The sequence below is a fragment of the Natronolimnobius sp. AArcel1 genome, assembly GCF_011043775.1.
Lineage (GTDB): Archaea > Halobacteriota > Halobacteria > Halobacteriales > Natrialbaceae > Natronolimnobius.
This window is the reverse complement of sequence record NZ_JAAKXY010000007.1, coordinates 16,048-41,116: the sequence shown is the minus strand read 5'-3', so window position 1 is coordinate 41,116 and position 25,069 is coordinate 16,048. Positions and strand designations below refer to the sequence as shown.

General features: G+C 52.0%; 19 protein-coding genes and 5 pseudogenes. 14 read left to right on the top strand and 10 right to left on the bottom strand.

Translation table 11 applies throughout. The features are described 5' to 3' along the window. Nucleotides 1-55: 55 nt before the first annotated feature. The 3 genes from G6M89_RS20175 to G6M89_RS20165 form a co-directional block, all read right to left on the bottom strand. Nucleotides 56-703: a GIY-YIG nuclease family protein gene (locus G6M89_RS20175; RefSeq protein WP_165163707.1), complete on the bottom strand. Its 648-nt coding sequence runs from the start codon at nucleotides 701-703 to the stop codon at nucleotides 56-58. 175 nt (nucleotides 704-878) lie between these two features. After that, entirely contained in the window at nucleotides 879-1,286 is a 408-nt protein-coding gene (locus G6M89_RS20170) for a hypothetical protein (protein ID WP_165163706.1), read from the bottom strand. A gap of 1 nt (nucleotide 1,287) precedes the next feature. After that, nucleotides 1,288-2,136, bottom strand: coding sequence for a ParA family protein (locus G6M89_RS20165; RefSeq protein WP_165163705.1), 849 nt, complete (start codon nucleotides 2,134-2,136; stop codon nucleotides 1,288-1,290). A 609-nt stretch (nucleotides 2,137-2,745) separates the two neighbouring features. On the opposite strand from G6M89_RS20165, the gene G6M89_RS20160 reads away from it, so the two are divergent. The 3 genes from G6M89_RS20160 (at nucleotide 2,746) to dgoD (ending at nucleotide 5,864) form a co-directional block, all read left to right on the top strand. Next, the gene (locus tag G6M89_RS20160) at nucleotides 2,746-3,360 is read left to right on the top strand and encodes a helix-turn-helix domain-containing protein (RefSeq protein ID WP_165163704.1); all 615 of its coding nucleotides are present in this window, start codon (nucleotides 2,746-2,748) and stop codon (nucleotides 3,358-3,360) included. A gap of 195 nt (nucleotides 3,361-3,555) precedes the next feature. Further along, nucleotides 3,556-4,584 (top strand): Cdc6/Cdc18 family protein, encoded by a 1,029-nt coding sequence (locus G6M89_RS20155; protein ID WP_165163703.1) that lies wholly within the window; start codon nucleotides 3,556-3,558, stop codon nucleotides 4,582-4,584. Between the two features lie 140 nt (nucleotides 4,585-4,724). Further along, nucleotides 4,725-5,864 carry a galactonate dehydratase gene (gene dgoD / locus G6M89_RS20150; protein WP_165163702.1) on the top strand — a complete coding sequence of 380 codons (1,140 nt, stop codon included), beginning with the start codon at nucleotides 4,725-4,727 and terminating at the stop codon, nucleotides 5,862-5,864. A gap of 79 nt (nucleotides 5,865-5,943) precedes the next feature. On the opposite strand, the gene G6M89_RS20145 is transcribed toward dgoD, so the two are convergent. Then, nucleotides 5,944-6,825, bottom strand: coding sequence for an NAD(P)-dependent oxidoreductase (locus G6M89_RS20145; RefSeq protein WP_165163701.1), 882 nt, complete (start codon nucleotides 6,823-6,825; stop codon nucleotides 5,944-5,946). 261 nt (nucleotides 6,826-7,086) lie between these two features. Between G6M89_RS20145 and G6M89_RS20140 the strand changes: the two genes are divergently transcribed. Continuing rightward, entirely contained in the window at nucleotides 7,087-8,454 is a 1,368-nt protein-coding gene (locus G6M89_RS20140; protein WP_165163700.1) for an FAD-dependent oxidoreductase, read from the top strand. Between the two features lie 310 nt (nucleotides 8,455-8,764). Further along, nucleotides 8,765-9,121 (top strand): annotated as a pseudogene (locus G6M89_RS20135) (hypothetical protein); the annotation flags it as partial. Here G6M89_RS20135 and G6M89_RS20130 read toward each other — a convergent pair. Beyond that, nucleotides 9,121-10,421: pseudogene (locus G6M89_RS20130) on the bottom strand (RNA-guided endonuclease InsQ/TnpB family protein). The pseudogenes G6M89_RS20135 and G6M89_RS20130 sit on opposite strands and share 1 nt — an antisense overlap. A 328-nt stretch (nucleotides 10,422-10,749) precedes the next feature. Next, nucleotides 10,750-11,139, bottom strand: coding sequence for a PAS domain S-box protein (locus tag G6M89_RS20125; protein WP_165163699.1), 390 nt, complete (start codon nucleotides 11,137-11,139; stop codon nucleotides 10,750-10,752). A 233-nt stretch (nucleotides 11,140-11,372) separates the two neighbouring features. On the opposite strand from G6M89_RS20125, the pseudogene G6M89_RS20120 reads away from it, so the two are divergent. From G6M89_RS20120 to G6M89_RS20110, 3 genes and pseudogenes are all read left to right on the top strand, one after another. After that, nucleotides 11,373-11,897, top strand: a pseudogene (locus G6M89_RS20120) (DNA polymerase domain-containing protein); the annotation flags it as partial. Nucleotides 11,898-12,022: 125 nt separating this feature from the next. Continuing rightward, nucleotides 12,023-12,630, top strand: a pseudogene (locus G6M89_RS20115) (IS6 family transposase). 72 nt (nucleotides 12,631-12,702) lie between these two features. After that, a complete protein-coding gene (locus G6M89_RS20110; RefSeq protein WP_165163698.1) occupies nucleotides 12,703-14,079 on the top strand; it encodes a dihydroorotase family protein in 1,377 nt (458 codons plus the stop codon). 108 nt (nucleotides 14,080-14,187) lie between these two features. On the opposite strand, the gene G6M89_RS20105 is transcribed toward G6M89_RS20110, so the two are convergent. Both G6M89_RS20105 and G6M89_RS20100 read right to left on the bottom strand, forming a co-directional pair. Next, nucleotides 14,188-14,604, bottom strand: a complete 417-nt coding sequence (locus G6M89_RS20105; RefSeq protein WP_165163697.1) for a DUF3830 family protein — start codon at nucleotides 14,602-14,604, stop codon at nucleotides 14,188-14,190. Nucleotides 14,605-14,651: 47 nt separating this feature from the next. After that, on the bottom strand, nucleotides 14,652-15,956 hold the full coding sequence (locus tag G6M89_RS20100) for a M20 family metallo-hydrolase (protein WP_165163696.1): 1,305 nt from the start codon (nucleotides 15,954-15,956) through the stop codon (nucleotides 14,652-14,654). Nucleotides 15,957-16,304: 348 nt separating this feature from the next. Here G6M89_RS20100 and G6M89_RS20095 point away from each other — a divergent pair, with 348 nt between their 5' ends. From G6M89_RS20095 to G6M89_RS20075, 5 genes are all read left to right on the top strand, one after another. Continuing rightward, nucleotides 16,305-17,120 carry an IclR family transcriptional regulator gene (locus G6M89_RS20095; RefSeq protein ID WP_165163695.1) on the top strand — a complete coding sequence of 272 codons (816 nt, stop codon included), beginning with the start codon at nucleotides 16,305-16,307 and terminating at the stop codon, nucleotides 17,118-17,120. Between the two features lie 1,101 nt (nucleotides 17,121-18,221). Beyond that, entirely contained in the window at nucleotides 18,222-18,779 is a 558-nt protein-coding gene (locus tag G6M89_RS20090; RefSeq protein ID WP_165163694.1) for a tripartite tricarboxylate transporter TctB family protein, read from the top strand. A gap of 409 nt (nucleotides 18,780-19,188) precedes the next feature. Next, nucleotides 19,189-20,238, top strand: coding sequence for a tripartite tricarboxylate transporter substrate binding protein (locus G6M89_RS20085; protein WP_165163693.1), 1,050 nt, complete (start codon nucleotides 19,189-19,191; stop codon nucleotides 20,236-20,238). A gap of 95 nt (nucleotides 20,239-20,333) precedes the next feature. Beyond that, nucleotides 20,334-21,830, top strand: coding sequence for a tripartite tricarboxylate transporter permease (locus G6M89_RS20080; RefSeq protein WP_165163692.1), 1,497 nt, complete (start codon nucleotides 20,334-20,336; stop codon nucleotides 21,828-21,830). An 87-nt stretch (nucleotides 21,831-21,917) separates the two neighbouring features. Further along, nucleotides 21,918-22,349: an SRPBCC domain-containing protein gene (locus G6M89_RS20075; protein WP_165163691.1), complete on the top strand. Its 432-nt coding sequence runs from the start codon at nucleotides 21,918-21,920 to the stop codon at nucleotides 22,347-22,349. A gap of 133 nt (nucleotides 22,350-22,482) precedes the next feature. Here G6M89_RS20075 and G6M89_RS20070 read toward each other — a convergent pair whose 3' ends face one another. Further along, nucleotides 22,483-23,067: a carboxymuconolactone decarboxylase family protein gene (locus G6M89_RS20070; RefSeq protein ID WP_255488567.1), complete on the bottom strand. Its 585-nt coding sequence runs from the start codon at nucleotides 23,065-23,067 to the stop codon at nucleotides 22,483-22,485. A 306-nt stretch (nucleotides 23,068-23,373) separates the two neighbouring features. On the opposite strand from G6M89_RS20070, the gene G6M89_RS20065 reads away from it, so the two are divergent. Continuing rightward, nucleotides 23,374-24,300 carry a D-2-hydroxyacid dehydrogenase gene (locus G6M89_RS20065; RefSeq protein WP_165163689.1) on the top strand — a complete coding sequence of 309 codons (927 nt, stop codon included), beginning with the start codon at nucleotides 23,374-23,376 and terminating at the stop codon, nucleotides 24,298-24,300. Nucleotides 24,301-24,523: 223 nt separating this feature from the next. Here G6M89_RS20065 and G6M89_RS20060 read toward each other — a convergent pair. Continuing rightward, nucleotides 24,524-25,055: pseudogene (locus tag G6M89_RS20060) on the bottom strand (hypothetical protein); the annotation flags it as partial. Nucleotides 25,056-25,069 lie beyond the last annotated feature (14 nt).

The window sequence follows — 25,069 nt, the reverse complement described above, 5'->3', positions numbered from 1 at the left end:
CTCTTGTATCTGTATATAGTATACGAATACAGTATACGTATTCTGGAAAGTAGTGCTATTCAAGCGTTATTTCTGAATCTGAGTCCTTTCCCTTGAGCTCACCATCGGCGCTCCACTGTCGAAGAAGTTCTTCAGCTTGGTCAAGGTTATACATTCCAGCTATGAAAATCGCTTCACGAACGTCGTACTCATGGAAATCAGCACCAATCCGGTTCTCAAGAACATCATGTGCTTCCTCAGCCGACTCTTTGGTATCTTCATAGACTTTTAAGTCGTGATCAACTCGACCATCGGTGACTGAATTTCGATATGAGAACAAAGGATATTTTTCAACAAGCCGAAGCAATCCCTCGTGATCAGTATCCGCTAACGCACGGATCAGTTCGCCAGAGACGTCGCTAAAATTTCGATCTGGAATACCAGGTCGATAAGGATCAGTCCAGCTGCCACCGCGTGTGGTCCGCCAACCGTATTCGTGCATCAGCAACGCTGTTAGATCGTCTTCATATTGTCGTGCTTGGGTACGGTTCCACTCACCCACAACAATATAATCTACAACCTCATTTTGGGATACCCATTTTACCATTGAGTTCCCGTAGTGGTCAGACATCCGTTGTTCTACGTTTTTTGTGATTCCAACGTACCACTTGGCATGTTTATGCTCCCCTGGCTCGAGTTCAAGGACATATAGAGAAGTGACCATATACAATATACAGATACAGTATCCATATACAATATTTCGGTTTGGATTACGCGGACAGAACCAGGGGGATAGCCTATGAAGCCTGGTTAATGTGGCCCATGCTACCAACTTGGGAGTAAGGCCAATAAAATAGTATACAGTATATGTATACAGTATCTAGATACAGTAGTTGATTTCAGAATTCGTCAGCTTGAGAAGCAAGATACGCGCGACGACCCTCCTTCGCTGATTCAATGATTTCAGGAGAGACCTCGGAGATTCCCACTCGGACGAGCAACTTGAGAACTGTTGCCCGAGTCTCTAGTCCATCAACATCCCGACTAAGCGCATCAGCCGCAGCCTCACCGATATCCTCGAGTTTATTTGTCTCGTCGAGACCAGCGAATAACGCTGCGAGATCTTCGTCTCGAATAGTGAGATTCTCGTATACATCACCATTATCGATCTGTTCGTACGCTTCTTGGACTGCCTCTTCAAGTGAGACATCATTCTCACTGGATTGTTTCGAGGGTTCAGTCTCGTGGCGTTTCTGCTCCTTCGCTTGTTGAAGTAGTTTTTCCGCTTCCTCCTTATCGTCGGCCATGTTATCTTGCCTCCAATCGTTCGAGTAGATCAGTCGCGAGACTTTGATACGAATTGAGTGCACGTTCACCTGTACTGTAGAGTTCGTCACTCTCAGGACCAAACAAGGTTTGACCAGTCTTTTGCAAATTGCCGATATCTTGTGCCTTCGTTACAGAGTTACCTGCAACATCAGGATATTCCGCTTCGATCTCTTCTTGGAACTCTTTGGAAAGGTTTGTCCCCTTTTCAATCATCGTCGCAAAGACAAGTTGAAGAGTTGGTTGTGCGTCGTGGTCGGCGTCGTTCCGGATTGCCTCAAGTTCGTCTTCGAGGTTAGCAACCTGTTTGCGTTCAAATGCCCCTGGCTTGAGCGGTGCAACAACATTCTCGGCAGCGAACAATCCGTTGATCGTGATATTATCCTCTTTGCCCGGTAAGTCGAGCAAGACAAGATCATACCGTGGCGCGATCTCGGTACTAATGAACGACTCGAGTCGATCATAGCGCTCTTCTCGAGGAACATTTGCAAGGTTGTTGTCAGCACCACCGAGACCCTCGTCGGCAGGGATTAGATCTGGCCCTTCGTCAGTCTCGAAAACCATCCGCTCCAGAAGATCGTCGATGTTCTCACGAATGAAGTCCCAGTTCTCTCCGAAAACAGCGGAAATCGGTGCGTCCGGATCAACGATTTCATCGGCGATTCCAAACTGTGTTGCAAGGTCGTTCTGTGTCCCGGCAAGGTCAATCAACAGGACATCAAGATCATGGTCCTGGTGTGCCGAGACCGCAATATGTGCTGTCGATGTTGTCTTCCCAACCCCACCTTTGGGTACGTATGCCGCGGCCCGAAGTATGGATTCAGATACCATATACAGATACCGTATACAGATTCAAGATACATATAGATTTGTAAGACAGAATGTCAGGATACGGAATACGAGGTTTTGGTGGTGGATCATAGCTGATTCGCTCCAATCAAACTCAATACCGAGTTCAAGAACCCATCAACGATCACATAGTCTAACGAATAAGAGTGATGCCCCATCACGAGATGGAATCGAACACAATGAGAAGGCCATCCATCGATACAGATATTCACAGAAGAATCGAGGCGGATGGCACGGGGCTTGACCCCGAGGGAATTTACGATTTCATACCCCTATGAATTGGAAGAATATATGGTATATGTATACAGCATCCAGATATAGTATCCATATACAAATGCATAAACAAGATCCTCTTCATAGCCCCACCAGAATTATTCGGTCAAGAGATTTTATTAGAATACACCATCTGTAACCAATATTCCAGAATATCTTAATATATCACAACGTTCGCTAACAGAGGGTTGCGCATAACGTCGACATATAGTAGTCAAACAGTCAACAATATGATAGGAATTCGATAGAATAGAAAGTAAACACCACCGATATTCTAGTGAGATATCTAATTATTACCAGATAATTGGCAACTACCAGATGTATGAGGTACTCGACGACACGGCGGCACGAGCCATTCTCGCTATGGAGAGAGGCAACTCCATACGCCGTGTCGCACAGCATCTCCACATGCCCTACGAGACGGTCAGACAGGCAGTCAACCGGCTCGAGGACGCCGGCTACATTCAGTATGATGACGGCCTCTTCGTCGTCGACAGCCGCGTACGCGACGCGGCCCGTGAACTGGTAGCCGCGAGCGCCAGCGTCAGTCCACCATCGATCGAAGAGGCATACGTCATCCCACAATTTGGAGGGTGGCCGTTCGCGTTCACACGGATCGACGCCGTCTACGTGTGGACGAAGGGAGGGTACCAGGTCGGTCGTGATCCCGACGACTACCCGTTATTCCTCGCCGTTCGCGAGCAGGACGTCCACCACTGGGAAGCGTTCTTCGAGTCATTCGACCTGCCCACCGCATTTGAGCGTCAACGGAGAGAAGAGCTAGCGGGGCCGCTGCAGATCGTGATCGATCCTCAGCCATCACTCGAGATCGACCATGTCGAAGGCTATCCGGTCATTCCGCGGACCGAAACGATCGAGTATATGCAAGAACATTACGCGCAGTTTCAGTCTGCCCTCACCCTGTTTCCATAGGAGTCAGTTACGACTCTAGACGAGTTTGGGACACGACCAAGGATTTCCGGAAAGGATCCCAACGAGTTCTCTCCACGAAGGATAATTAGCCGGTAAAAGCTTCTAGGCCTACTATCCAAGATCATCGAGAAACTTTCCGGAAAGGGCCCAGTCATGTTTTTAAGACTTGGCGCAAAACCAGACAGTCAATAACGTATGATCCGCGATGCTCGAGTCCTGCGCGCTGGGTTTGTCCCTCGAGAAGTCGAGCATCGCGACGCCGAAGTCAACCATCTATCTAGCGTTCTCAAACCGATTACGAACGGCGAACCTGCTGAGACTGCCATCGTGACCGGTCCAAGCGGAATCGGGAAAACGTGTATCTCGAGATTCGTCACTGAACGCCTTCGCGAAGAGGTCCTCGAGGTTGAAGCAACCTATGTCAACTGCTGGCGGAACTATACGCGGTTTCGAACGCTCTATCAGATCCTCGACGATCTTGGAACAACAATCGATATTCATCGACAGTCGACTCCCCACGATGAACTTATCGAGCGGCTTCAACAGTATAACGGCCCTCGAACCGTGATTATCCTCGACGAGGTCGATCAACTCGAGGACCCCAGTATTCTCTACGATCTCCACAGTCTCCCACAGTTTGCGGTGATCTGTATCGCAAACAAAGAAGAGGACCTGTTCAATCGTGTTGACGACCGACTCGTGAGCCGTCTTCGCTCGAGCGAGCACGTCCGGATGGACAAGTACCACGACGAGCAACTCTATGATATTCTGCGTACTCGAGCGAAGTGGGGACTCGAAAAGGACGTCGTCACAGAGGATCAGCTCTATCGGATCGCGGATGCAGCAGCTGGTGATGCTCGGCTTGCAATCGGTGTTCTTCGCTCCGCCGCAAGCAAAGCTGATCGGGAAAATCACGAACGAGTCACAGACGATGTGCTTCTTGACGCAGCGACGGATGCACGTGCACAGATCAGACAACGAAGCCTCGATTCACTCACACCCCATCAGCAGGCAGTTTACACTATTGTCCGCGATCACGGCCCTCTTGCACCGAGTAAGATTCACGAGTACTACGTTGACGAAGTCGATGAGCCACGGACAAAACGAACAGTGCGATCATATCTCTCAAAGATGGCACAGTACAACCTCCTCGAGGCAGAAGGAACGAGTCGTGATCGACAGTACTCGATTGTCGACTCAGTTGCAGCCACATCTGTTCAATGAGTAAGAAGGCTAGCGGTAGTGAAACTCAAACTATTCGGGAGTGATGATCAGCTAGAAGAGAACGTGCATCACGGGCTATCGATTAAGTAGAGCGATCGAGATCCCCGAGATATTATGAGGCATTCTATCGAATGGTGGATATGGAGATCCGTGACTACGAACTCTTCGAAGTCCCACCTCGTTCACTGCTACTGAAAGTCGAAACGTCGGACGGCCTCATCGGGTGGGGCGAACCTATCCTCGAAGGACGAGCACAGACTGCCGCTGCGGCAGTTCGGGAGTTGCTGGACACCTACGTCGTGGGCGAAGAGGCGTACGAGATCGAACGACTGTGGCAGAAGATGTACCGCAGCGGCTTCTATCGCGGGGGACCAATCCTGATGAGCGCATTGTCGGGGATCGATCAGGCGCTCTGGGATCTCAAGGGAAAATCTTTGGGGGTCCCCGTGTACGAGCTCCTCGGTGGGAAAGCGCGCGACCAGATCCGACTGTATGCACACATCAGAGGCGAGACGCCGACGGAAACGGCAGAGGACGCGGTCAAGCGAGTCGAAGAGGGATTTACGGCACTGAAAGGGGCTCCCGGGAACAGAGACTGGGAACATCTCGATGCCCCGGCCGTGCTCGATGATGCACGGACCCACGTGGGCGCCGTTCGAGACGCAGTCGGTGACGAGATTGACCTTATGCTTGACTTCCATGGACGCCCGTCCAAACCAATGGCCAAGCGGCTCGCCACTGCCTTGGAGGAGTTCGATCCGATGTTCTACGAAGAATTGGTCGTCCCGGAGAAGAATGACGTCCTACCGGGAATCGCAGCCCGCACGGATATTCCCCTCGCGACCGGTGAACGGATGTATAGCCGGTTCGATTTCAAGCCGCTCCTCGAAGCCGGGGCCGTGGACGTCATTCAGCCGGACGTTTCACACGCGGGGGGCATCACCGAACTGCGTAAGATCGCTATCATGGCAGAAGCGTATGATGTCGCCGTCGCCCCCCACTCGCCACTCAGTTCAGTTGCGCTGGCCGCGTGTGTTCAGGTCGACGCCTGCACGCAGAACGCGATCATTCAGGAACAGATCGTTCACGAGGACCGAGTGCCGAACTACCTTACCGATATGAACGTCTTCGACCACGACGACGAGGGGTACATTGACATCCCGGAGGCACCGGGATTAGGAATCGATGTCGACGAGGGGTACGTCCGCGAGATGGCCACCGAAGACGCGTGGGACGCACCGATCGTAACGCGAAGGGACGGCAGTATCACGGATTGGTAGCGAATGTCGTGACGGTAGGCTCGCATACCGTTAGTGATTGCGGTGTGGCCTGCTCGGGTGAGTACGGACGACGAGACCGTTAGCCCATTCGCCAGGAGTGGTCTGGTTCCCAACCGAGTCGGTCCTTGGCCTTTGTGTTCTCGACGAGACTCTCGTGCCCCGAAAAACTCCGTCTGAGCGCCGCATCCGGGTAACACTCCTTGACGAGCTCGTCGGTCGAAGTCTCCATGGTCGTGCCGTCGGCGACGATCCAAAACGTCTCGTGACCGTCGAAGTCCGCCTCGATGACGCGACGGGCGGCCGCTGCGGCGTCGTCGACGTGGACGTACGCGAAGAGTTCCTGCACGCCGCCGGGGACGTCCGGAACCCCGGCCTCGAGCGTCCGGTCGCTCCGGACGAATGAGGAGTCGAGTTCCTCGCCGTTGGCGACCCACGGGTAACGGAGCGATCCGATGATTGGGGGTTCGTTCTCGTCCCGACCGAATCCGTCCGCGGTCACCTCGATCACGCGTTTCGCAATCGCGTATGGATCCCGCGGAGTTGTGGGGTGCTCCTCGTCTACCGGGAGATACTCGACTTCGATGGGAACGTCCTGAAACGATGCACCCATGGCGTTGATACTGGATGCCAGGCAGACGGCCTCGAGCCCAAGTTCCACGGCGGCTTCCAGAACGTGATATGTACTCATTACGTTGTTCCGGTAGGTGACGTACCCCGGTTGGTGGCGCGGCGAGGAGACCGTCCCCATGTGTATCACTGCGTCCGCACCGCTCTGGGCGAGCGCCCCGTACACCTGGCCGGCGTCCTCGAGATCGATCGTGACGTACTGATCGGCGACCGCCTTCCGTCGCTCCGATCGTTCAAGGTTGACCGTTCGGTAGCCGTGCTCGTTCAGTTCGACCAGTACGCGCTCGCCGATACGGCCGTTCCCTCCGGTGACAGCGACTACCTCGATGGACATACGATAGACGAACCACAGCCTCGATATAATCCTTTTCAGCACCAGCCTGCGTTCCGGCCAATGGTCTTTTCGCACGCCTCTATTGTGGGGTAGTTTGCTAGCTGTTGTCCTGTACTGACCGCAGGAATACCCAATTGACCGTGTTTGAAGGTTTCAACAAGATCCGTCAACTGGTATCGCGTTTCTTTCACTGCCTCGAGTCGATCAAGTCCAGAAATTGCAACCCTAAACGCTATTTTCGGACGGATACACGAGCTGCATATGACTGCTTCTCGAGCAACCAAACACTATCATGTTGGCATCGTCGGTGCGGGTCTTGCCGGGCTGACGGCGGCGAGGGAATTGACCGACATGGGACTCGAGGTGGTCGTCCTCGAAGCGAGAGAGCGTGTCGGCGGCCGAACGGCTGCGGGTTCGCTGGCGACCGGCGATACAATCGACCGTGGCGCAGAGTGGATTGGTGCCGAACACGAACGTGTTCTCGGACTGGTCGAAGAGTTCAATCTCAAGTTATGCGAGCAGTACGATTCAGGCACTGATAGAGTCGGTGCTGTCGGGGAGTTGTTCGATCACGAAAACCGGTTCCAGGCGCTGCCACCAGAAGCAGCCGCGGAACTACGAGAAGCGCTCGAACAGATTGAGATTCTCCGACGGGACGTCCCTCACCAGGGACCCGATGCCGAGAAGTGGGACGCGACGACCCTCGAATCGTGGAAACGAGAGACAATGGAAACGGAGGCCGCACGAGAGGCATTCGACGCGTTCGTTCGGGCCGAGTACACTGTTGAACCCAGCCAGATCTCACTGTTGTATCTCCTCGACACTGTCGACGCAGCCGGCGGATTCGGAATGAACGACGATTCAGTCAATGTCGCCGAAGAGTACCGCCTCGTTGGAAGCACCCAGCAGCTCGCCCGAGGACTGGCTGATGACCTCGGCGAGGCGATTCGACTGTCCGAACCAGTCCGCCGGATTGATCGACGGGGCGATGACGTGACGCTTATTTCTGACGATGGGAGGTACGCCGTCTCGGATGCGATTATCGCCATTCCGCCGCCGCTGATCGGACGCATTGACCACGAACCACCACTCCCCGCCCGTCGGCAAGGGCTGATCCAGCGAATGCCAATGGGCTCGGTTATCAAATGCTTCGCTGTGTACGAGGAGCCATTCTGGCGCGATGATGGCTACTCGGGATCGGTGCTTTCAGCCGACGGTGTAGTGACAGAGGTTGCAGACGGGACCCATTCCAAGACGGATCGGGGTCTTCTCGTCGGGTTCATCGCCGGAGCCAACGCCCTCGAATGGAGCGATAGACCCACAGCAGAACGCCGGGAACGGGTACTCGAGGATCTCAATCACTACTTCGGGCCTCGAGCGAGCGAACCAGTGGAGTATGCTGACGAGGTTTGGTCAAAGACACAGTGGTCGACAGGCGGCTATAACGCAGCGATGACGCCGGGGACGCTTACAACCTGCGGCGACGTGCTTCGTGAACCGGTCGGTCGCGTTCACTGGGCCGGGTCAGAGACTGCACTCGAGTGGCGGGGTTTCATGGAAGGTGCGATCAGTTCAGGCGAGCGGGTTGCGAGCGAAGTCATCAGCGACCGTAAGGAGCGAGAAAGCTGATTTCTCGGATCGGACAGCTTGTAAAGTCCGTTTGACGTGCTATATCGAAGATAGCTGGCATTCTGGGAAAATGGATACTCCGTAGTTCGAATCCAATAGGAAACTCGGTGAGCGTTAACCAACAACGCTGTGTGTCATCACCAGTTGTTGGTTAAGGTCGAGGACGATCCAAATCAGGAAGCCATCTCGGAAACGACGATCAAAATACGGAACACAGGCATAGAGCGTCGAACTCTCGCATTATCGGCATTCCTTGAAACATGGAAGCCACACGCTTCGGCTTATTGGAAAAGTAGATATCTAGTCGAGTATGTCTAGAAACGACACATCGATGTCGAACCGGTTTGTGGCCGATCGACAGACTCGAGGTGCTGATCACAATCGCGACCTCGTCAAGCGAGCGGACCCTGCGACTGATGATCTCCTACTGCCTTCCCTCGAAGATGGCATGACGCTCCTGGACGTCGACGGCGACCGGGGAGTTCCGGTCTTACAGTCGCTTGCCCTCGATCATCTCCTCCTCCACGATGGGCCTGCCTTTTGGGTTGATGGGAATGGCCATGCTACAACAACTGCACTTGCTCGGATTGCACCCAGCCAGCGGTTACTCGATCGAATTACTGTCGCTCGAGGTTTCACTGCCTACCAACACTACGGGGCGGTCTGTCAGTAACCCACGACTGAAGTCGTGGGCTTGTCAGTGGACTCCCCCTCTCCCGTCGAATTGACGGAGGCGGTGTAATCGCCGTTCAGGTTCAGCGTCCCTGACGTTAGCGCACACTGACAGGGTGCGCCTCCACTCGAAGACTTCTGCCTCGAGTGGAACTTTTTGAGAAGTTTGCGAGCGATGTTTTTGCTCGCATTATAATCTGCGTTCAGTTCGTACTCGCACTTCTGACACACGAACTGGTGTTTTGACTGCCGATTAGACTCGTGGGAAACCCGCACGACGAACACCGCTGACTCGTGTACGCCGGACTCACCTGTTCGGTCCCGATGCCGAACATCTCGGCTTTGTATTCGACGTAGTGGTACAAGCGCCGGAACGCCCATGCATGGAAGCGTTTTGCACCCGGCATCCGGTCACGAATCCCGGTCAGGTTCTCGAACGCAATGTGCGTACAACCGTGGTCACGGGCTTCTTCAAGAATCTGGTTCGAAGCGCGATGGAGTTCGTCTTGCATCCAGCGGTGTTCGCGGTCTTTCATCGATTGAATCGACAGGTGTGCCGACCGCGTCCCAGTCTGTTGCAGTGACCCGCGAGTCTTCTCGAACGCTCGGCTCCGATGATTCATCTCGTCAGCGTTTCCGATGAACACGCCTGTCGAAGTCACGGCGAGCGAACCGTCCACGTTTAGGTCAACGCCAAGGACTGTTCTGTGCTTGGCATCAGAAGAAGCTGTGGACTGCTCTCGCTCGTCACGCTCGAGTCGGCGCATCCGTGCATGGAGATAGAACGACTCTGTGGAACGGTCGTACTGCAATGTGGACATACGGAACTCGTAGTCCTCGTTCAGTAGATACTCACCAATTGGTGTTCCCTCTGGTTCGGTGGGAATCACGTAGTCGCACTCGACACGGCCATTCACTGTGGACAGAGAGACGTGATCGCGGTGGAACGTCGCGCTTCGTTTGTCATAGACAACACTCCACGTGTCGAAGTGCGGTTGACTCGTCGTGTCGCCGTCCTTGAGGCGAGCGACACCGCTTTTTGTGGCCTCTATAGCGCGTCGAATCCCTTTCTGCACGAGATTCGCTGTCAACTCCGTCTCACTACGAAGTCTGTCGTAGAGGGCTTTCTCAGCATTCTGTTTCGAGGTTATACAATAGTCGTGTGGGTATTTCCACGCCCAGTCTGCCGTCGTATTGGCACAGTGGAGGAACTGGCCTTTGGTCTGATGGAGGTCATCGCACCGCTCTGTAGGGACATCGAGTTTGACTTTGACGGTGCGAATCACGTCCTCCATCCGTGTTTCACATATCTGTGTATGTCTTTATAAATTCTCGGCTCTGTTGAAATCCTCTTCTTCAGATATGTTCCCGTCTGAAACAGCTGGTCATTGAAAGGTGCTTATTGAGTCGGTGATTACAAGATGGAGTGTTACCCTACGTGCTGCATCTAACGACTTGTGCGGCGAAACTTCCGAAGAGACTGAACTGACTCTGTCAGAAAGAGAGCGGCATATACATCGATCCACCCGACCGCTCACCCATAACGTCGTCTGCATCAACTCCTACGCCCATTCATCACCAAGATTTCAATAGAGATAGACGATTCTCTCGCGGGGTAATTCGCTACTCCTGATCGGAGAGTAACCGAGGAATAGCGACGACATAGTCAGAGCCGTCAACCGAGACGACCGAGATGCTTCCCTCAACAGAGATCATCGAGCCAGTATCTGTCTGAATTTTGTTTTTTATTTGTACTCCGTTTTCGTCACGCACTCTCTGAACGAACGTCTGCCATGCTTCAGGCTCAGAGAAAGTCGTCTGGCAGTCGAAGATCGTCATGTCCAGAACCTCATCTTTGGTGTACCCTAGCCAGTCACAGACTGTCTGGTTGGCACCTTGGATTTGCCCCGTTTCTGGATCGATGAGGAACAGACCGTCGTTCGCTTTATCAATGAGTAAACGGAACTGGGCATCTTCTATCACGTGACTCGTATCTTCTGACGGGTCAGTCATAAGGTATCCAACGGTTCTGAATCGACCATAAAGATTCTTTTGATACGTTATTCACCTGTATTGACCGCGACCGGGTCAAGATATATCACTTACTGAGGATTTCAACAGAGCCAAATTCTCGACTAGCGGCGGGGAGTCCGACTGCTATCGCTCGTGGATTGATTCGACCCTTGTCGGATTCTCCCCACGACAGAAGTCGTGGGTTTCCTCCTTGCATTTCTGTGATGACGTCCCCCGGGCTTGGGTACTCGATTTGTGACGAGCGTGGCTATCTCGTCGACGTCCTCGAGCCGATAATTAATGCTCGTGACGAGATTAAAGCCGCCATCCGTCGCGAACAGGAGTGCAAGGATCCCAATGAAGATCGACTTGGAGAACTCGAGGGTCGGTCAGAGGCGCTAAAGTGGATCCTCGTTGCCTGCTTTGGGTACCAGGGATTCAGCAACGCGAAATTCGGCCGGATTGAATGCCACGAAGCAATCAACGCATTCGCTCGAGAGATTCTGCTGACGGCTAAGCAGCGGTTGGAAGCTGGCGGGTGGCGAGTCGTCCATGGTATCGTTGACTCGATCTGGGTAACTCCTGACCCAAGCGTTGATGAAGCCAATTGGACCGATCTCGAGACGCTCTCGAGTAAGATCTCGACAGCCGTGGGTACTCGACTTGAACACGAAGCCCACTACGACTGGGTTGCGTTCGTCCCGCAACGAGAGAGTGCCGCCGGTGCGTTGACAAAGTACTTCGAGAAGGTCGACGGCATCGTGTTTAGTCACGCGAATTCCACCAGACTGCGGAGGCTTGTAACCACGTTTCGGCGGTTGGGTCGTGTTTAGTTAAGACTGAAGCATGAGGCGAGATGGTTTTCAAATGGTCTATGTAGAAAATAACTCCCCTCAGAGGTTGTTGCGACTGGATTGAATTACGTTTTGTGGAGCGAAAGCGGACACCGCTCCTGCTGATGAAGTTCGGTATCCGTCTATACCTCGTAGAATCATCACTTTCAAATACTATCTTAGGAATAGAAATGTTAGGTGGCAAACCATCTCGAAAAGCCGTCCACGAGTGGGTGCAAAAAGGCCGATCTACAGCCCGCCAGCAACGTGAACCCAGATCACGTCGTGCTCGACGAGACGTTGATCCAAACCAACGGCCTACAGTTCTGGCTATACGACGCTGTCGATCTCGAGGCGAACTAACCCTTGCATTTACGCCTCTTTCCACCGACTATCACGTTATTGACGAAGCGGCTTTCGCGAGAGTTTCGTGAGAAACACGACGTCAATGACGCTGTATTTTTCACTAATCAAGTGGACAACCTAGCGGCTGCATTGCAACGAGTTGAGGTTCAATTTCGACTAGAACATCACGGAAATAGGAACGTGATAAAAATATATTTAAATATGAAACAAGAGGTTTTCATTTAACAATAATATTAGTAACAACGATCAAGCGACTGCTGAAACATGGCTGCAGACCTTCGACGCTTGGTAAAATTCACTTAACTAAACACGAGAATTATTGTGGACAAAGGGTTTATAATGTCGCTGTTCGCTATACTGAGCTATGGTCGTCGATACTCTAATAGCGAACGGGAAGATAGTAACGTCTCAACGAAAGTTCGACGGGAGCCTCGCAATCGATGACGGAGAAATTGTCGCTATCGGGAGCAGGCAATCACTTCCCGACGCCGAGACCGTTGTCGACGCATCGGGACAGTTAGTTCTTCCTGGTGTCGTTGATCCACACGTTCATATTGGTAGTTATCTCTCAAAGGACTCCTACGAGACTGCCACCAAAGCCGCAGCACTCGGCGGTGTGACAACGTGTATTAACTTCGCACCACAAGCCTGGGTCGGTGAGATGGGCATCTGGGACGAACCTGGAACGGTACTCGAGGCAATCGAGAGGCACCAACAGAAAGGCGAAGAAAGCCTGATCGACTTCGGGCTTCACGCAATTATTACCCGTGAAAAACCAGCCGTGCTAGACGAAATCTCTACCGCAATTAGGCAGGGTGTCACCTCGTTTAAGATGTTCACCGCCTACGAAATCGGTCTATCGAACGGGTTTATTAACAGCGTCCTCCAGGAAATCGCAGCCCACGACGCCGTCAGTCTCTTTCACACCGAAGATCAGTCGGTCTGTGAGCACCTCGAGTCGAAACTACGACGAGAGGGTAAGGATGATCCGACACAGTATCCCCAATCCCGACCCGATTTCGCCGAGGCGATGGCCGCCGAAAACGCGATTCGAATGGCGACGGAAGCGGGTGCCAAGTATTACGGTGTTCATACGACGTGTGCAAAGGCCGCTGACACCATTGCACGATTTCAAGACGATGGAAACGAAGTCCGTGCTGAGACATGCACCCATTATACAGCCCTCGATGAGACTGCTTATGAACGAATGGGGACGTTACCGATTATCGCGCCACCGCTACGAACGGCTGCCGACCGGGACGCGCTCTTCGATCATCTACGAAACGACACACTCGAGGTTGTCTCGACGGATCACGTCGCCTTCAGGAAGGTAGATAAAGACGTCTCGAAGTGGTGGAACAGTTCTTTCGGCACGAACAGCCTCCAAACGTCGCTACCGGTATTTCACCACGAAGCAGTGAACAAACGGGACTTCTCGTATCCATTTCTCGTACGAAAAATGTGTACGAACCCAGCGGAGATTTTTGGGCTGCCGAACAAGGGAACGCTGGAGCCGGGAACTGATGCAGATTGTATTCTCTTCGACCCGACTGAGACGTACACGATAGACGCATCCGACAACGCCTCCACGGCTGACTACTCTGTCTATGAAGGAAAAGAGGTGACCGGTCGAGTGACGAAGACGTTTCTCCGAGGGACACAGATTGCAGCGGACGGACGAATTACCGCGGATTCGGGCCACGGTGAGTTCATTCAACGATCGGTTCCAGAATGGTCATAACGATGCCATCGACGTGATCGGTGTCGTTTGTCACTACCTCTAGGGAACGTACGTCGATTCAGGTTATTTCGTTCTTCCTCTCCCGGTCACATCACAGCGAATCGATTCTTACTCCATCGTCAGCGTCACGTCGAACGATCCCTCATGAAGCGTCCGTTCCTCGAGTTCTTTGAGTGTCTCGGGCGCCGCATCGATCGTTGCGACGTGATTCCCAGCAAGCTCTCCGGCGGGACTGCTGAAACAAGTTGGTCCGCAGGCGATGAGGATTTCCTTCTCGTTTCGGTAGCCAGGATAGAGAAGGATGTCGCCGCGAGACGGGTAAGTCGTATGATTTTCCCGAGGAAGTTCTGGAAGTTCGATGTCGTCGATATTGACCCACGTCGCGATACCACTGTAGCGAACGTGCATCAACGTTGACTCGAGTGGCAGAAACTCTCGCATTGCGTCGACCGATTCCGGTGCATCGTCTTCAAAGACCCGCGCCTCGAACGTGTAGTCGGCTACCTCGATTGTTAGTGTTGTCATAGTCGCTTCGTCTCTGACTTCCGCCGTTGCTCTCTTAATTGTATGGGTTACTGGTACCGAGTACTGTCCGCTGCTGTTCGGACCATAGCGCCGGTCAATGCTTTCACGCCGGCCTCACAAATATCCCAGTCAGTCCACTCTTTAGGTGTATGCGAGATTCCATCGGTCGATTGTACGAAAAGCAACCCAGCATCGGTTTTGCGGGCCACCTGCATCGTATCGTGGCCTGCACCGGAGTGAAGTTCTAGAGGATTGGTTCCAATCTGTGTCGCAGTCTGTCGCAGTGCGGTACGACATCGATCGCTCATCTGGATAGGTTCGATATCATAGGATGACTCGAGGGACGTTACAACATCACGCTCGCTTTCTAATCGAGTCAGCGTTGTGTTGATCCGATCCACGATCGCTTCCATGTTCGCGTAGTTCGTATCGCGGATATCGACGGAAAGGCAGGCCGTCCCGGGGATAACATTGGACGCGCCAGGCTCGACCGCGAGATCGCCGACTGTTGCGACCGTCGTTCCGCCGGCGCTTGTAGACAGTTCTCTGGCAATGGTTTCGATCTCCGCGACGAGTTCACTTGCTGGAACTAATGCATCGACCCGGTCATCCATTGACGTGGTTCCTGAGTGATTGGCCTCGCCCTCTATCCTAACGTGACAGCGTATCGTTCCGACAATGTCTGTGACAATACCAACCGGCAACGCAGCGTTTTCCAGCCGTGATCCCTGTTCTACGTGGAGTTCAAACCAGGTATCCCAGTCTGCCACGTCGATCCGATCGCGTCCGTGGAAGCCGATCTCTTCGAGAGCCTCTCGCAACGTCGTTCCCTCTTCGTCGGTCGTCTCGAGTGCCGCTTCAGCTGGTAGCGTTCCCGCAGCAACGGATGACCCGAGGACGCCGTCGGTAAAGCGATGTCCCTCCTCTTCGGTAAACGAGACGATATCGATCGGTGCGGTGAGCGAGACACCGGCGTCCTCGATCGCTCGAACCGCCTCAAGAGCTCCGTAGACCCCAAGTGGTCCGTCGAAAATCCCACCTCGAGGGACAGAATCTAGATGACTTCCAGCAGCGACGGGTGCAGTTGATGGCTCGACGGCTGACGGTACGTATCTGCCAACAATATTTCCAACCGAATCAATACGTGTGTCGAGTCCAATATCGGCGAGTCTATCCAAAAAATACTCTCTGGCACGTCTGTTCGCATCGGTTCCGGGAAGTACCGTTCGGCCTCTTCCGACGTCCGTTTGAATTTCTCCAAACTTAGCGTTCGCCTCGATATCGTCCTGTAATCGATCGGGATCGACAGCTTCGATTGCCCGATCAATTATTTCGATGTCTTGGTCAATCATTCCTAATCTATGTATTGGTGTAACTGAACTGACGTGGCGACAGTCGATCCGAGGGTCATATAAACACTCGACCCTGCGCCGATAATCGATCTGTCCCCAGTGATCCAGATATCATACGTTCGATTACGACACTACATAAACATACCGCCAGTAGTGGATAGCGGTCCGTGAATTCTCGACAATACGTGCTCACCAAACAGCGTATTGTACTTCTACTTGGGTTACTTCGACATCTATACCCACTTGAAAGTCAAAATGACTGCAACTGCAACCGATGTGTTTCAAACGAACAACTCCCACCATTCGCATAATGCAAACGGTTATGAAAACAGGAAAATAAAGGGACGTATGACCAACAGCGAATCGGATTCGCCAAGAACATTGAAGACGGTGAACAGGGCGGTTGAGATACTAAATATATTGATGAAACTGGACGGTGCTCGCGTAACCGAACTTGCCGAAGCCCTAGGAATCACTAGGAGTACCGCCTACACGTATCTCAGAACTCTCGAGCAGGGAGGACTCGTCGTTCAGAACGGAAACCAGTACCAATTGGCCTACAGCATGCTGGTATACGGGGAGTACGTCCGAAACCGGAGTTTGTTGTATCAGGCCGGAAAGGGACCGATTGACGAGTTAGCGGATGAAACAGGCCAATACTCACACATCGTCGTCGAAGAGAAAGGACGCGGTGTCAACCTATACAAATCGAAGGGGACAAACGCAGTTGGCACTGAATATCAATCCGCCAAGTTTCAGCAGCGAGATTTTCTTCATATCACCGCCTCTGGAAAAGCAATACTCGCTCACCTTCCCGACGAGCGGGTTGATACTATACTTGCCTCCCATGGGCTACCCAAACGAACGGAGGAAACGATTACGAGTCGCGAGAGGCTTTTCGATGAACTCGCCACAATTCGGGATTGTGGCTACTCACTTAATGACGAGGAAGAGATCGAAGGCTTCCGAGCCGTCGGCGCACCGATCAGCACACGGGATGGTGATATCGTCGGCTCGTTAAGCGTTTCCGGCCCGACGAGTATCTTTGACGACGACCGATTTCACTCCGAAATACCAGAACTGGTGACACAGACCGCTAATCTCATCGAACTGAATATGAACATGGCTGATCGAAGCGAAGAGATTAGGAGTCAGCCGCCCTAGGTCTGTCGGAATATACAAACAATACCAGATCAGCCAACTGATCAATTTTTCCTCTCACATATGGCTAAAAATCTTCCAATTACACATCCATCCAAACATATTCTCCTCGTACCAGACCACAAAAAGACATAATAAGGGCCGTTTCAGACAGTTATTTTAGAAAATTCCCCATATTACAAAAGTACTGTTGTAATATAGGGAGATTTCCGATCGCCAATATTTTTACATATGTACAAATGTACATTTCCCATGTCGATGGTTGAAACTGCAACAATAGCAGAGACTCGGTTGTCTGAAATATACAAACAGTTTGCAGTGTCACATGTATACGCTCTGCGTGTCAGTCTTCGTCCCGTGACGTGCTCATTGGAAACCGTGCCATCATCTCCCAGTTTTCCTGTACACCAAACCACCCGCTTGTGCACCTACATTTTCCAAACGTATCATTTTCGAGTCATGGTTGTAATACACAAACATATTTCGCCAGTCATCGTCCTGTCCAGCGCCACTCGTTTCGTCCCACATCCGTGCAGTATTAACCTCAATGTCGATTTCGTCAACAGACCAGTTGCGGATCGTTCCATGGCGATCGCGCCCTTGCTGACTTCTTTGGTATCGAATCGTCGGCTGTTCTCGATGCCAGACGATACGTGGATGGACTTCGCCGGGGACCTCATACGGTGTGCAGCGAGTATGTTGGTACTGTTCTTGACCCCTTCATCGCGCACATGGGGCCGTTGCATCCTCGTTGTCTGGTCCCCAGACATCCGCCGCTTCCATCCCATGAATTTTGTTGTCTGCTCACAGCCAGTCGATGTTGGTTCTTAGTATTAAGGTAGAGTCGCTATTGGCGGTAAACAGACAGCCACGTTCGTACGTGATAAGGATACGCACTGTCTGAGGAGATTGTCAGCTTTTCCGTGATCGTTGCGTGTGGATTCGGATGGGGAATTAGAGAGTGAGTCGAACCTCATCAGACGGTCACTGTTGATCCAGAGACATCAATGTATTACCAAATCCCGAGCACAAAATAACACTCAAATCCTGTTTTCTGTTCCAAAACCAAAGTTTAAGTACTATAACTGACTATTTTTGTCCGTGATGGAAAGGGAAGACACGACAACAAGCCCTGACAATACTCAGTCAGAATCAGTCTCTGTCTCGGTACCGTTATCGGCCGTTCTTCGTTATTTGATTCCGATTGCAGTACTTTTACTATCTGCAAACTACGTCAACGAGACGTACGGACAGATCCGGGCGGAAAACCTCTATTATCCATATTTGATTATCGGTGTTATGTGTGTGCTATCACTCGTCGTTATAATCGAGGAAACTATCGATCTTCGGTCGGTACAACGGGATATCGGCACCCATGAAGCGCTCGCTGAGTACGTCAACCAATGGCGCGTGTCAATCTCGCTCGCGATACTCATCGTAATCTATGTGGTTCTAATTCCGGTTTTGGGATTCTTCTCGGCATCAGTCATACTGATGACGGCGTCAATGTACGCCACCGGTGTCCAGCGATGGAGATTAGCCACACTTGTTATCATCGCCACCCTCTCACTTATCTGGCTTATGTTTATTGAAGTACTTGGCATTCAACCGCCAGCAGGACTGATAGACGGCCAGATATACGATCTCTTGCCGACGTTGTAGATCCGAGTCCCGCTCGAGATCCGCCCTGTTCCGCAGGGTGACTGATTTTGTTTTACTAGTAGATCCACTGTGTATGAATTGATCGCACCGATACAGACTTCATCCTGGAACCACCTCCCAAGTCTTCGGGCGTTCGCGCTGGATCATCTGCACCGATCCAAACCAGCTTGGTGAACTCGTACTTAATGTACTATATTCTACATTCTTCGTTGGTACTGTATCCTTGTGAACCATCACCATTTTCGACGAGGTTTAGATTTTCATCTGCACTCGAAGATACCCAACATAGTACACATTATCACACATTGATACTCAAAAATCAACCCATGTGTGGGAATTTTCACACACACGTGGAAATATGTGCCACTTTCGCGATCTCTTTACAAAGCCCTCCCCATCGTCATCATGAATGCCAGAAAACTTTAGTCGCCGAACGTTCCTTAAAGGCACTGCTGGTGCTAGCGGAACCGCTGTAGCGGTTTCGTTGGCTGGATGTACCGGAGCAGATGAAGGCTTTCCATCGGATACGATTGAGTTCGTCAACCATTACTCAGAGGGCGGCGGAACAGACACGAACTTCCGTGAAATCGAACCGCACTGGGAAGAAGAAATTGGTGGCTCGTTCAGCCAGACCTACGAAGACGGAGCAGGTACCCGAAACGGTGTAAACACCGTCGTGGGGGAGGACGATCTCTATACCGTTGGTGGAACGCTAACTCCTGCAACCCCGTCAACGATCCCAGCCGACGAAGAAGACGAAAATCGCGAACCCGCCTTTTCGGTTGATGACCTCGAGTTTCTCGGAACGACGGTTGGCGACCCCGCACTCATCCGCATCCGCGAGGACGATGGTCGGTTCGACACGCTTGAAGAACTCATCGCATACGCTGAGGACAATCCTGGCGAACTGACGATGGGATCGTCCGGTCCAGTTAATCAGTTCACGCTTGCTGGGGTCCAACTCTTCGACGAGTTGGATCTCGACGACATCGATATTGTTCCGTACGACGGCGGCGGGCCCGTACAGACCGGATTACTGCAAGAAGAGGTGGACTTCATAATCCGTGCGGTGTACAACAGTCGCGATATCGAAGATGAAACGACCGTAGTCGGAATCTTCGCCGAAGACAACGAGTGGTCAGAAATTACGGACGACGCCGAGCCCGTAAACGACGTTCTCGAAACAAACATCGAGTACGATCCGCTCAGTGGCTTCGAAACCTACTACGTCTCGATGGACGCAGCCGAGGCGGAACCAGACGAGTACGAACAACTCGTCGACTCGTTCCAAGTGGCGATGGAAAGCGACGACTACAGAACGGACCTGGCCGACGTTGACGAGTTTGAACCCGAGAAAGTCGACGTTCGCTCTCCCGACGAAACGAGAGAGATCTGGGAGGATGCGGTCGACGCCTTCAGAGCGGAACAAGACCTAATCGAACAGTACATCCAAGAGTAAACATTGATCAAGGTGCCGTAGCGACAAGCCAGAAAAATGATGTTAATTTGCACAGCCACCCACCGGCGCGAGTCCGTAATCGACGAGAAGAGACAATGACAGGCGGAGTGTTAGTCGAGTCAGTGCTGCATCTGCTGACTCCGGTAACCCTCGTTCTTATCATTACTGGAGTCAGTCTGGGCGTGCTGTTTGGAGCCGTTCCCGGCTTTACTGGATCGAACACCGTGGCCATTCTGTTACCGCTTACTCTGGTCATGGAACCTGAAATCGCCATCGTCTTCCTGGCCTGTGTCTACGTGGGTGCGAATTATGGGGCTGCGATACCGGCCGTCCTTATCAATACACCAGGGACATCAGCGGCAGCAGCGACAGTGCTCGACGCGTACCCGCTCTCGAAGAAGGGGGAAGCATCAAAAGCACTTGGGGTCTCAATCATTGCTAGCGTCCTCGGCGGGCTATTTTCTGCCGTGATCATCATTGCGTTGCTTCCCATAATCGCTGATGTGGCCTTCAGGTTTGGAAACCGTGAAATATTCGTCGTTGGGCTGTTCGGTATCGCTACCGTTGCCGTCGCCGTCGGCGACCACCTAAAGAAAGGACTGATATCCGGTGCGTTCGGACTATTCCTCGCAACATGGCCGGCCGATCCGACGACTGCACAGCCACGGATGGATTTCGGCTTTGATGTCCTGCTCGACGAGATTCCGTTCATTCCAGTCGTCATCGGCGTCTTCGCCATCGCCGAACTGTTCTATTTGATTCGGCAGCAACAGATCAGCGAAAATGAAGACCTCGATACTTCGTACGGCGGTATTTTCAACGGATTTATGTACGCTATCCATCGACCGTTTCAGCTGCTTCGAGGTATGTCAATTGGGACTGCAATTGGCGTCATTCCGGGTGCCGATACCGGTGTCGGTGGCTTCATTAGTTGGGCAACTGCGAAATCGATGGCAGCGGATCCTGCTACGTTCGGAAACGGGAACCCAAGCGGCATCATCGCCTCCGAGAGCGCGAACAACGCAACGGTATCTGGAACGTTCGTACCGACGCTGGCGCTTGGCATTCCGGGTAGCGCGACGACTGCAGTAATGCTTGCAGGGTTGTTACTCCACGGAGTCCAACCTGGACCTGGCTTATTAGAGGATTTTGCTTTCGAAGCAAACGTTATCGTCGTCTCCTTGCTTTTCGCGAACATCGCACTGCTCATCGTCGCCTTTACTATTTCCAAGTTCGTCGTCAGAGTGGTTACCTTCCCGAGTCAATATCTGGTTCCCGCAATCGTCGTGATGACTGCGATTGGGGCGTTCGTTATCAATGGGCAAATGTTCGATATTTATTGGATGGCCTTGTTCGGGTTCGTCGGCGTACTCATGCGTGTCAACAATTATCCACTTGTTCCGCTTATTCTTGGGATCGTGCTAGGACCAATCGTAGAGGGTGCATATCTTCGGAGTATACAGATCAGTGGCGGCGACCACCTGTATTTTTTTGAATCGGGCATTGCTATTGGACTGTGGATTCTCACAGCTCTCGTTTTAGTCGCGAAACCGCTCTCCACGCTGCTTCGCAAATCGATCGACCGCGCATAACGATTATTTTTTGCCACTCGTAGCCATACGCATGATACATTCGGCTACCGAACAGACGATCAACAACGCTAGCCCCCACTCAAGCAAATGAAAGAATTATCCGACACGATCGAAATCGATCAGCCAGTCGATGCTGTCTGGCAGGTCATTACTGACCTCAACGCCTACGACGAATGGAACCCGTACCTATCCATACAACAAGGTACTCCCGCTGAAGAGACAACCATCGTCGTCGATATCACCCCTTCCGCTGGTCCTAACCGGACGGAAACAGGCAAACTCACCACCGTGTTACCATCCCGGCAGCTCCAATGGGAAGCGGTTGCATTCTATCACCGACTGTATACAAGCGGACACGCGATGGAACTTGAATCGCTCGACGAGACGACAACGCAGGTAACCAACAGACGGTGGCTTGGTGGAGTGCTCGCGTACTTTGTCGCCACTGACAAAGTCGAAGCAGATCTTTCCGCAATGAACATCGCACTTGCTGATCGGCTAACCGAGGTTACTCAGTAACGAGAATGGGGAGACTATAGCGCCCAAGCATCGATAGCAGAGTCGAACTGAACTCGGTCACCGGAATTCAACCAGCGCAGTTGTCGGACGCCAGTAGCGGCCACACTACCTTGCATTCGTCCCCTTGTGACCGTTAGCTATTGTAGTTCTCAAGTTCCCAACCGACAAACTCCTCTTCGAGGCGGATATCAAGTACACGGAGGATGTGAACCATTGAGACGTAGTAGCCAGCGAGAATTGCGAGTCCGGCAATCGTGTTGTCGGAGTATTCTGACGCGATTCGCTCGTGAGTCTTCTCACTGATATTGCCAGCCGTTTCAACGAATTCGAACGCGTATTCAACGAGCGAACGGTTCGGTTCATCAATGGCATCTGTTTCTTCTCTCGAGATCGCAAGGATCGTGTCTCTCGAGAGGCCCGCTCGCTCGCGAGCAGCGATTACGTGGTCATGCCACTGGTAGTCGAAATCCATCGCTCTCGCAATCGCAAGGATCACACACTCGGACTCTTGTGAAGTAAGTCCAGTCTCCGTCCACAGCTCCGTGTTCATTATGACGTGAGCCTTTCCGAGTTCGGGGTTGTTTGAGAATGTTTTGACAGTTGGCTGGGACCGCCAGAATTCCGAATCAACGGTCTCTGGGAGCTTCGATCCCTTTTTTTCGATTATATCGTACTGTTCTGGCAGTTCATCAGCAGATACATACGGGATTCGCGGCATCATTCTCAGTTCGTAGTGCTGTTATATATATCATGCTACTTGTCGGCACAGATTGCCCAATTTAAAGCGTGGGGAATGATTATTAGCTAATAGACCACATCTTTGCTGCTATGGTGTATGTTTTGCTAAGGTATCCAAAGCACACCTGGACCCATACTCTCGAGAAGTCGATCAGAAACACAGTATTTAAATTGGTTGCTATCGTCATTTCAAACCGAAGTCACACATGAGCACTGGAATCAATGCTGAAAGTGTCATCCAATGGACCGGCAAACTGAATGTTACCTATCAAGAAACGGGTAAAAAATGACAGATGTTGTCGTTTTCAACGATAAAATCCACGGGCTTGCTCCTTCTGACTACGCCAAAACGATTCGTGGCGAATTGGGTGATGTATCTGTTTCCTTGGCTCGAACACCAGTCGAGAAGCGTAATCTGTTGATGGACGCGACGGTGGCGACGGGATACCAGATTGACCCCGAACTTGTCGAGGCTTCCGAAACCCTCGAGTTATTCGTCTGTACGTTTGCGGGTACTGATCATCTACCGCTGGAAACCCTCAAAGCTGAGGGAGTTACGGTTAAGAGTGCCTCCGGCGTCCACGGTCCGAATATTGCTGAACAGGTCCTTGGGTACATCCTTTCAGATGTCCGAAAGCTACGACAGGCCTGGAGCCAACATCAAGACGCCCAGTGGCGTCACTACCAAGCCGGTGAACTCCAAGGATCCACTGCGACGGTCATCGGCATGGGTCCAATCGGTCAGACGATACTGGAACGTCTCGAGGCATTTGGAGTCGAGACGATTGGCGTCCGTTACACGCCGTCTAAAGGGGGTCCTGCCGATGAGGTTATCGGCTTCGAGAGAGAGAACGTACTCGAGGCGTTCAGCAAGAGCGAGTATCTCGTGCTGGCATGTCCGCTCACTGAGACGACGGAACAACTCGTCGACGAGTCTGTCTTTCTCACACTTCCAACTGACGCAATGCTAATTAATGTGGCACGAGGACCAGTCGTTGATACTGAAGCACTGGTCACAGCTCTTCGTGGAAACGACATCCGGAGTGCCGCCCTCGACGTCACCGAACCCGAACCACTCCCTGCTGACCACCCCCTGTGGGCACTCGAGAACTGCGTAATCACACCGCACAACGCGGGACACACACCTCAGTACTGGAACCGATGTACCGAAATCCTCATCGAGGCGCTTGAAGAGATTCCCAAGGTCCATTGAGCATTCTCAAACTGTCGCTCCTGTCGTGATCACCGACTTGAACGCGGTCTATGTATCTTGCAGCAGTAGCGAGGCGAGAGCCCACTCGTTTACGCAAATTCTATCAGACGTCGAATGCTTGTAATCACGTTTCGAAAATTGTTGGATCAACATGACTAAAACTACTGCTAAGCAAAGTGGTTCAATTCTTTATGTCTCGAAAGACATGTTCAACAGTGTTCTAATTTCCGTGTCGTTCAGATCGAAACCGGAGCCCGGTTCATTGCAATGCAGCCGCTAGTGATGTGCCTGATTACGAGAAACAAGGCCTCTTTGATCTCGTGTTTCTCATGAAGCTCTCCTAAGAATCATTATGTTAAAGAAGTCGTAGTAAAGAGCCGTACGTGCAAGAATTCGTTTGTTTTGGATCGATAGCCGTGTACAGCCAATATTGCTTATTATTGAGTTGGATCACGGTCTCGTCAACCGCAACATGATACGGGCACTATAGTAGCCATTGAAAGTCAGTGCACACCCAATCGCACGAATGCTGTTCGATTGGTGTGTAAACAGTTTCAATTGTTACTATAGTCAGACTCGGGTTGCAAATCAGCCTTGTGGAACCAATTATGAACTGTTGATCGAACACATTTGATTCCAAATATCTCAAGAATAGAAATAGCATTCAAAAAAGAAATTTCAGAAAGATGGAGCTGAATACTCAGCGTCATCAACAGCCGCGGTGTCGCTTCTCGTTCAACAAAGTCTAAGATAATATCGACGGCAGTGT

Excerpts from the sequence above, each read along its gene's own strand:
- dgoD (WP_165163702.1), top strand. The coding sequence starts at position 4,725 with ATGGAGATCCGTGACTACGAACTCTTCGAAGTCCCACCTCGTTCACTG.
- G6M89_RS20075 (WP_165163691.1), top strand. The coding sequence starts at position 21,918 with ATGAAAGAATTATCCGACACGATCGAAATCGATCAGCCAGTCGATGCT.
- G6M89_RS20100 (WP_165163696.1), bottom strand. The coding sequence starts at position 15,956 with ATGATTGACCAAGACATCGAAATAATTGATCGGGCAATCGAAGCTGTC.
- G6M89_RS20165 (WP_165163705.1), bottom strand. The coding sequence starts at position 2,136 with ATGGTATCTGAATCCATACTTCGGGCCGCGGCATACGTACCCAAAGGT.
- G6M89_RS20105 (WP_165163697.1), bottom strand. The coding sequence starts at position 14,604 with ATGACAACACTAACAATCGAGGTAGCCGACTACACGTTCGAGGCGCGG.
- G6M89_RS20145 (WP_165163701.1), bottom strand. The coding sequence starts at position 6,825 with ATGTCCATCGAGGTAGTCGCTGTCACCGGAGGGAACGGCCGTATCGGC.
- G6M89_RS20155 (WP_165163703.1), top strand. The coding sequence starts at position 3,556 with ATGATCCGCGATGCTCGAGTCCTGCGCGCTGGGTTTGTCCCTCGAGAA.
- G6M89_RS20140 (WP_165163700.1), top strand. The coding sequence starts at position 7,087 with ATGACTGCTTCTCGAGCAACCAAACACTATCATGTTGGCATCGTCGGT.
- G6M89_RS20175 (WP_165163707.1), bottom strand. The coding sequence starts at position 703 with ATGGTCACTTCTCTATATGTCCTTGAACTCGAGCCAGGGGAGCATAAA.
- G6M89_RS20085 (WP_165163693.1), top strand. The coding sequence starts at position 19,189 with ATGCCAGAAAACTTTAGTCGCCGAACGTTCCTTAAAGGCACTGCTGGT.
- G6M89_RS20070 (WP_255488567.1), bottom strand. The coding sequence starts at position 23,067 with ATGCCGCGAATCCCGTATGTATCTGCTGATGAACTGCCAGAACAGTAC.
- G6M89_RS20080 (WP_165163692.1), top strand. The coding sequence starts at position 20,334 with ATGACAGGCGGAGTGTTAGTCGAGTCAGTGCTGCATCTGCTGACTCCG.
- G6M89_RS20095 (WP_165163695.1), top strand. The coding sequence starts at position 16,305 with ATGACCAACAGCGAATCGGATTCGCCAAGAACATTGAAGACGGTGAAC.
- G6M89_RS20110 (WP_165163698.1), top strand. The coding sequence starts at position 12,703 with ATGGTCGTCGATACTCTAATAGCGAACGGGAAGATAGTAACGTCTCAA.
- G6M89_RS20125 (WP_165163699.1), bottom strand. The coding sequence starts at position 11,139 with ATGACTGACCCGTCAGAAGATACGAGTCACGTGATAGAAGATGCCCAG.
- G6M89_RS20170 (WP_165163706.1), bottom strand. The coding sequence starts at position 1,286 with ATGGCCGACGATAAGGAGGAAGCGGAAAAACTACTTCAACAAGCGAAG.
- G6M89_RS20090 (WP_165163694.1), top strand. The coding sequence starts at position 18,222 with ATGGAAAGGGAAGACACGACAACAAGCCCTGACAATACTCAGTCAGAA.
- G6M89_RS20065 (WP_165163689.1), top strand. The coding sequence starts at position 23,374 with ATGACAGATGTTGTCGTTTTCAACGATAAAATCCACGGGCTTGCTCCT.
- G6M89_RS20160 (WP_165163704.1), top strand. The coding sequence starts at position 2,746 with ATGTATGAGGTACTCGACGACACGGCGGCACGAGCCATTCTCGCTATG.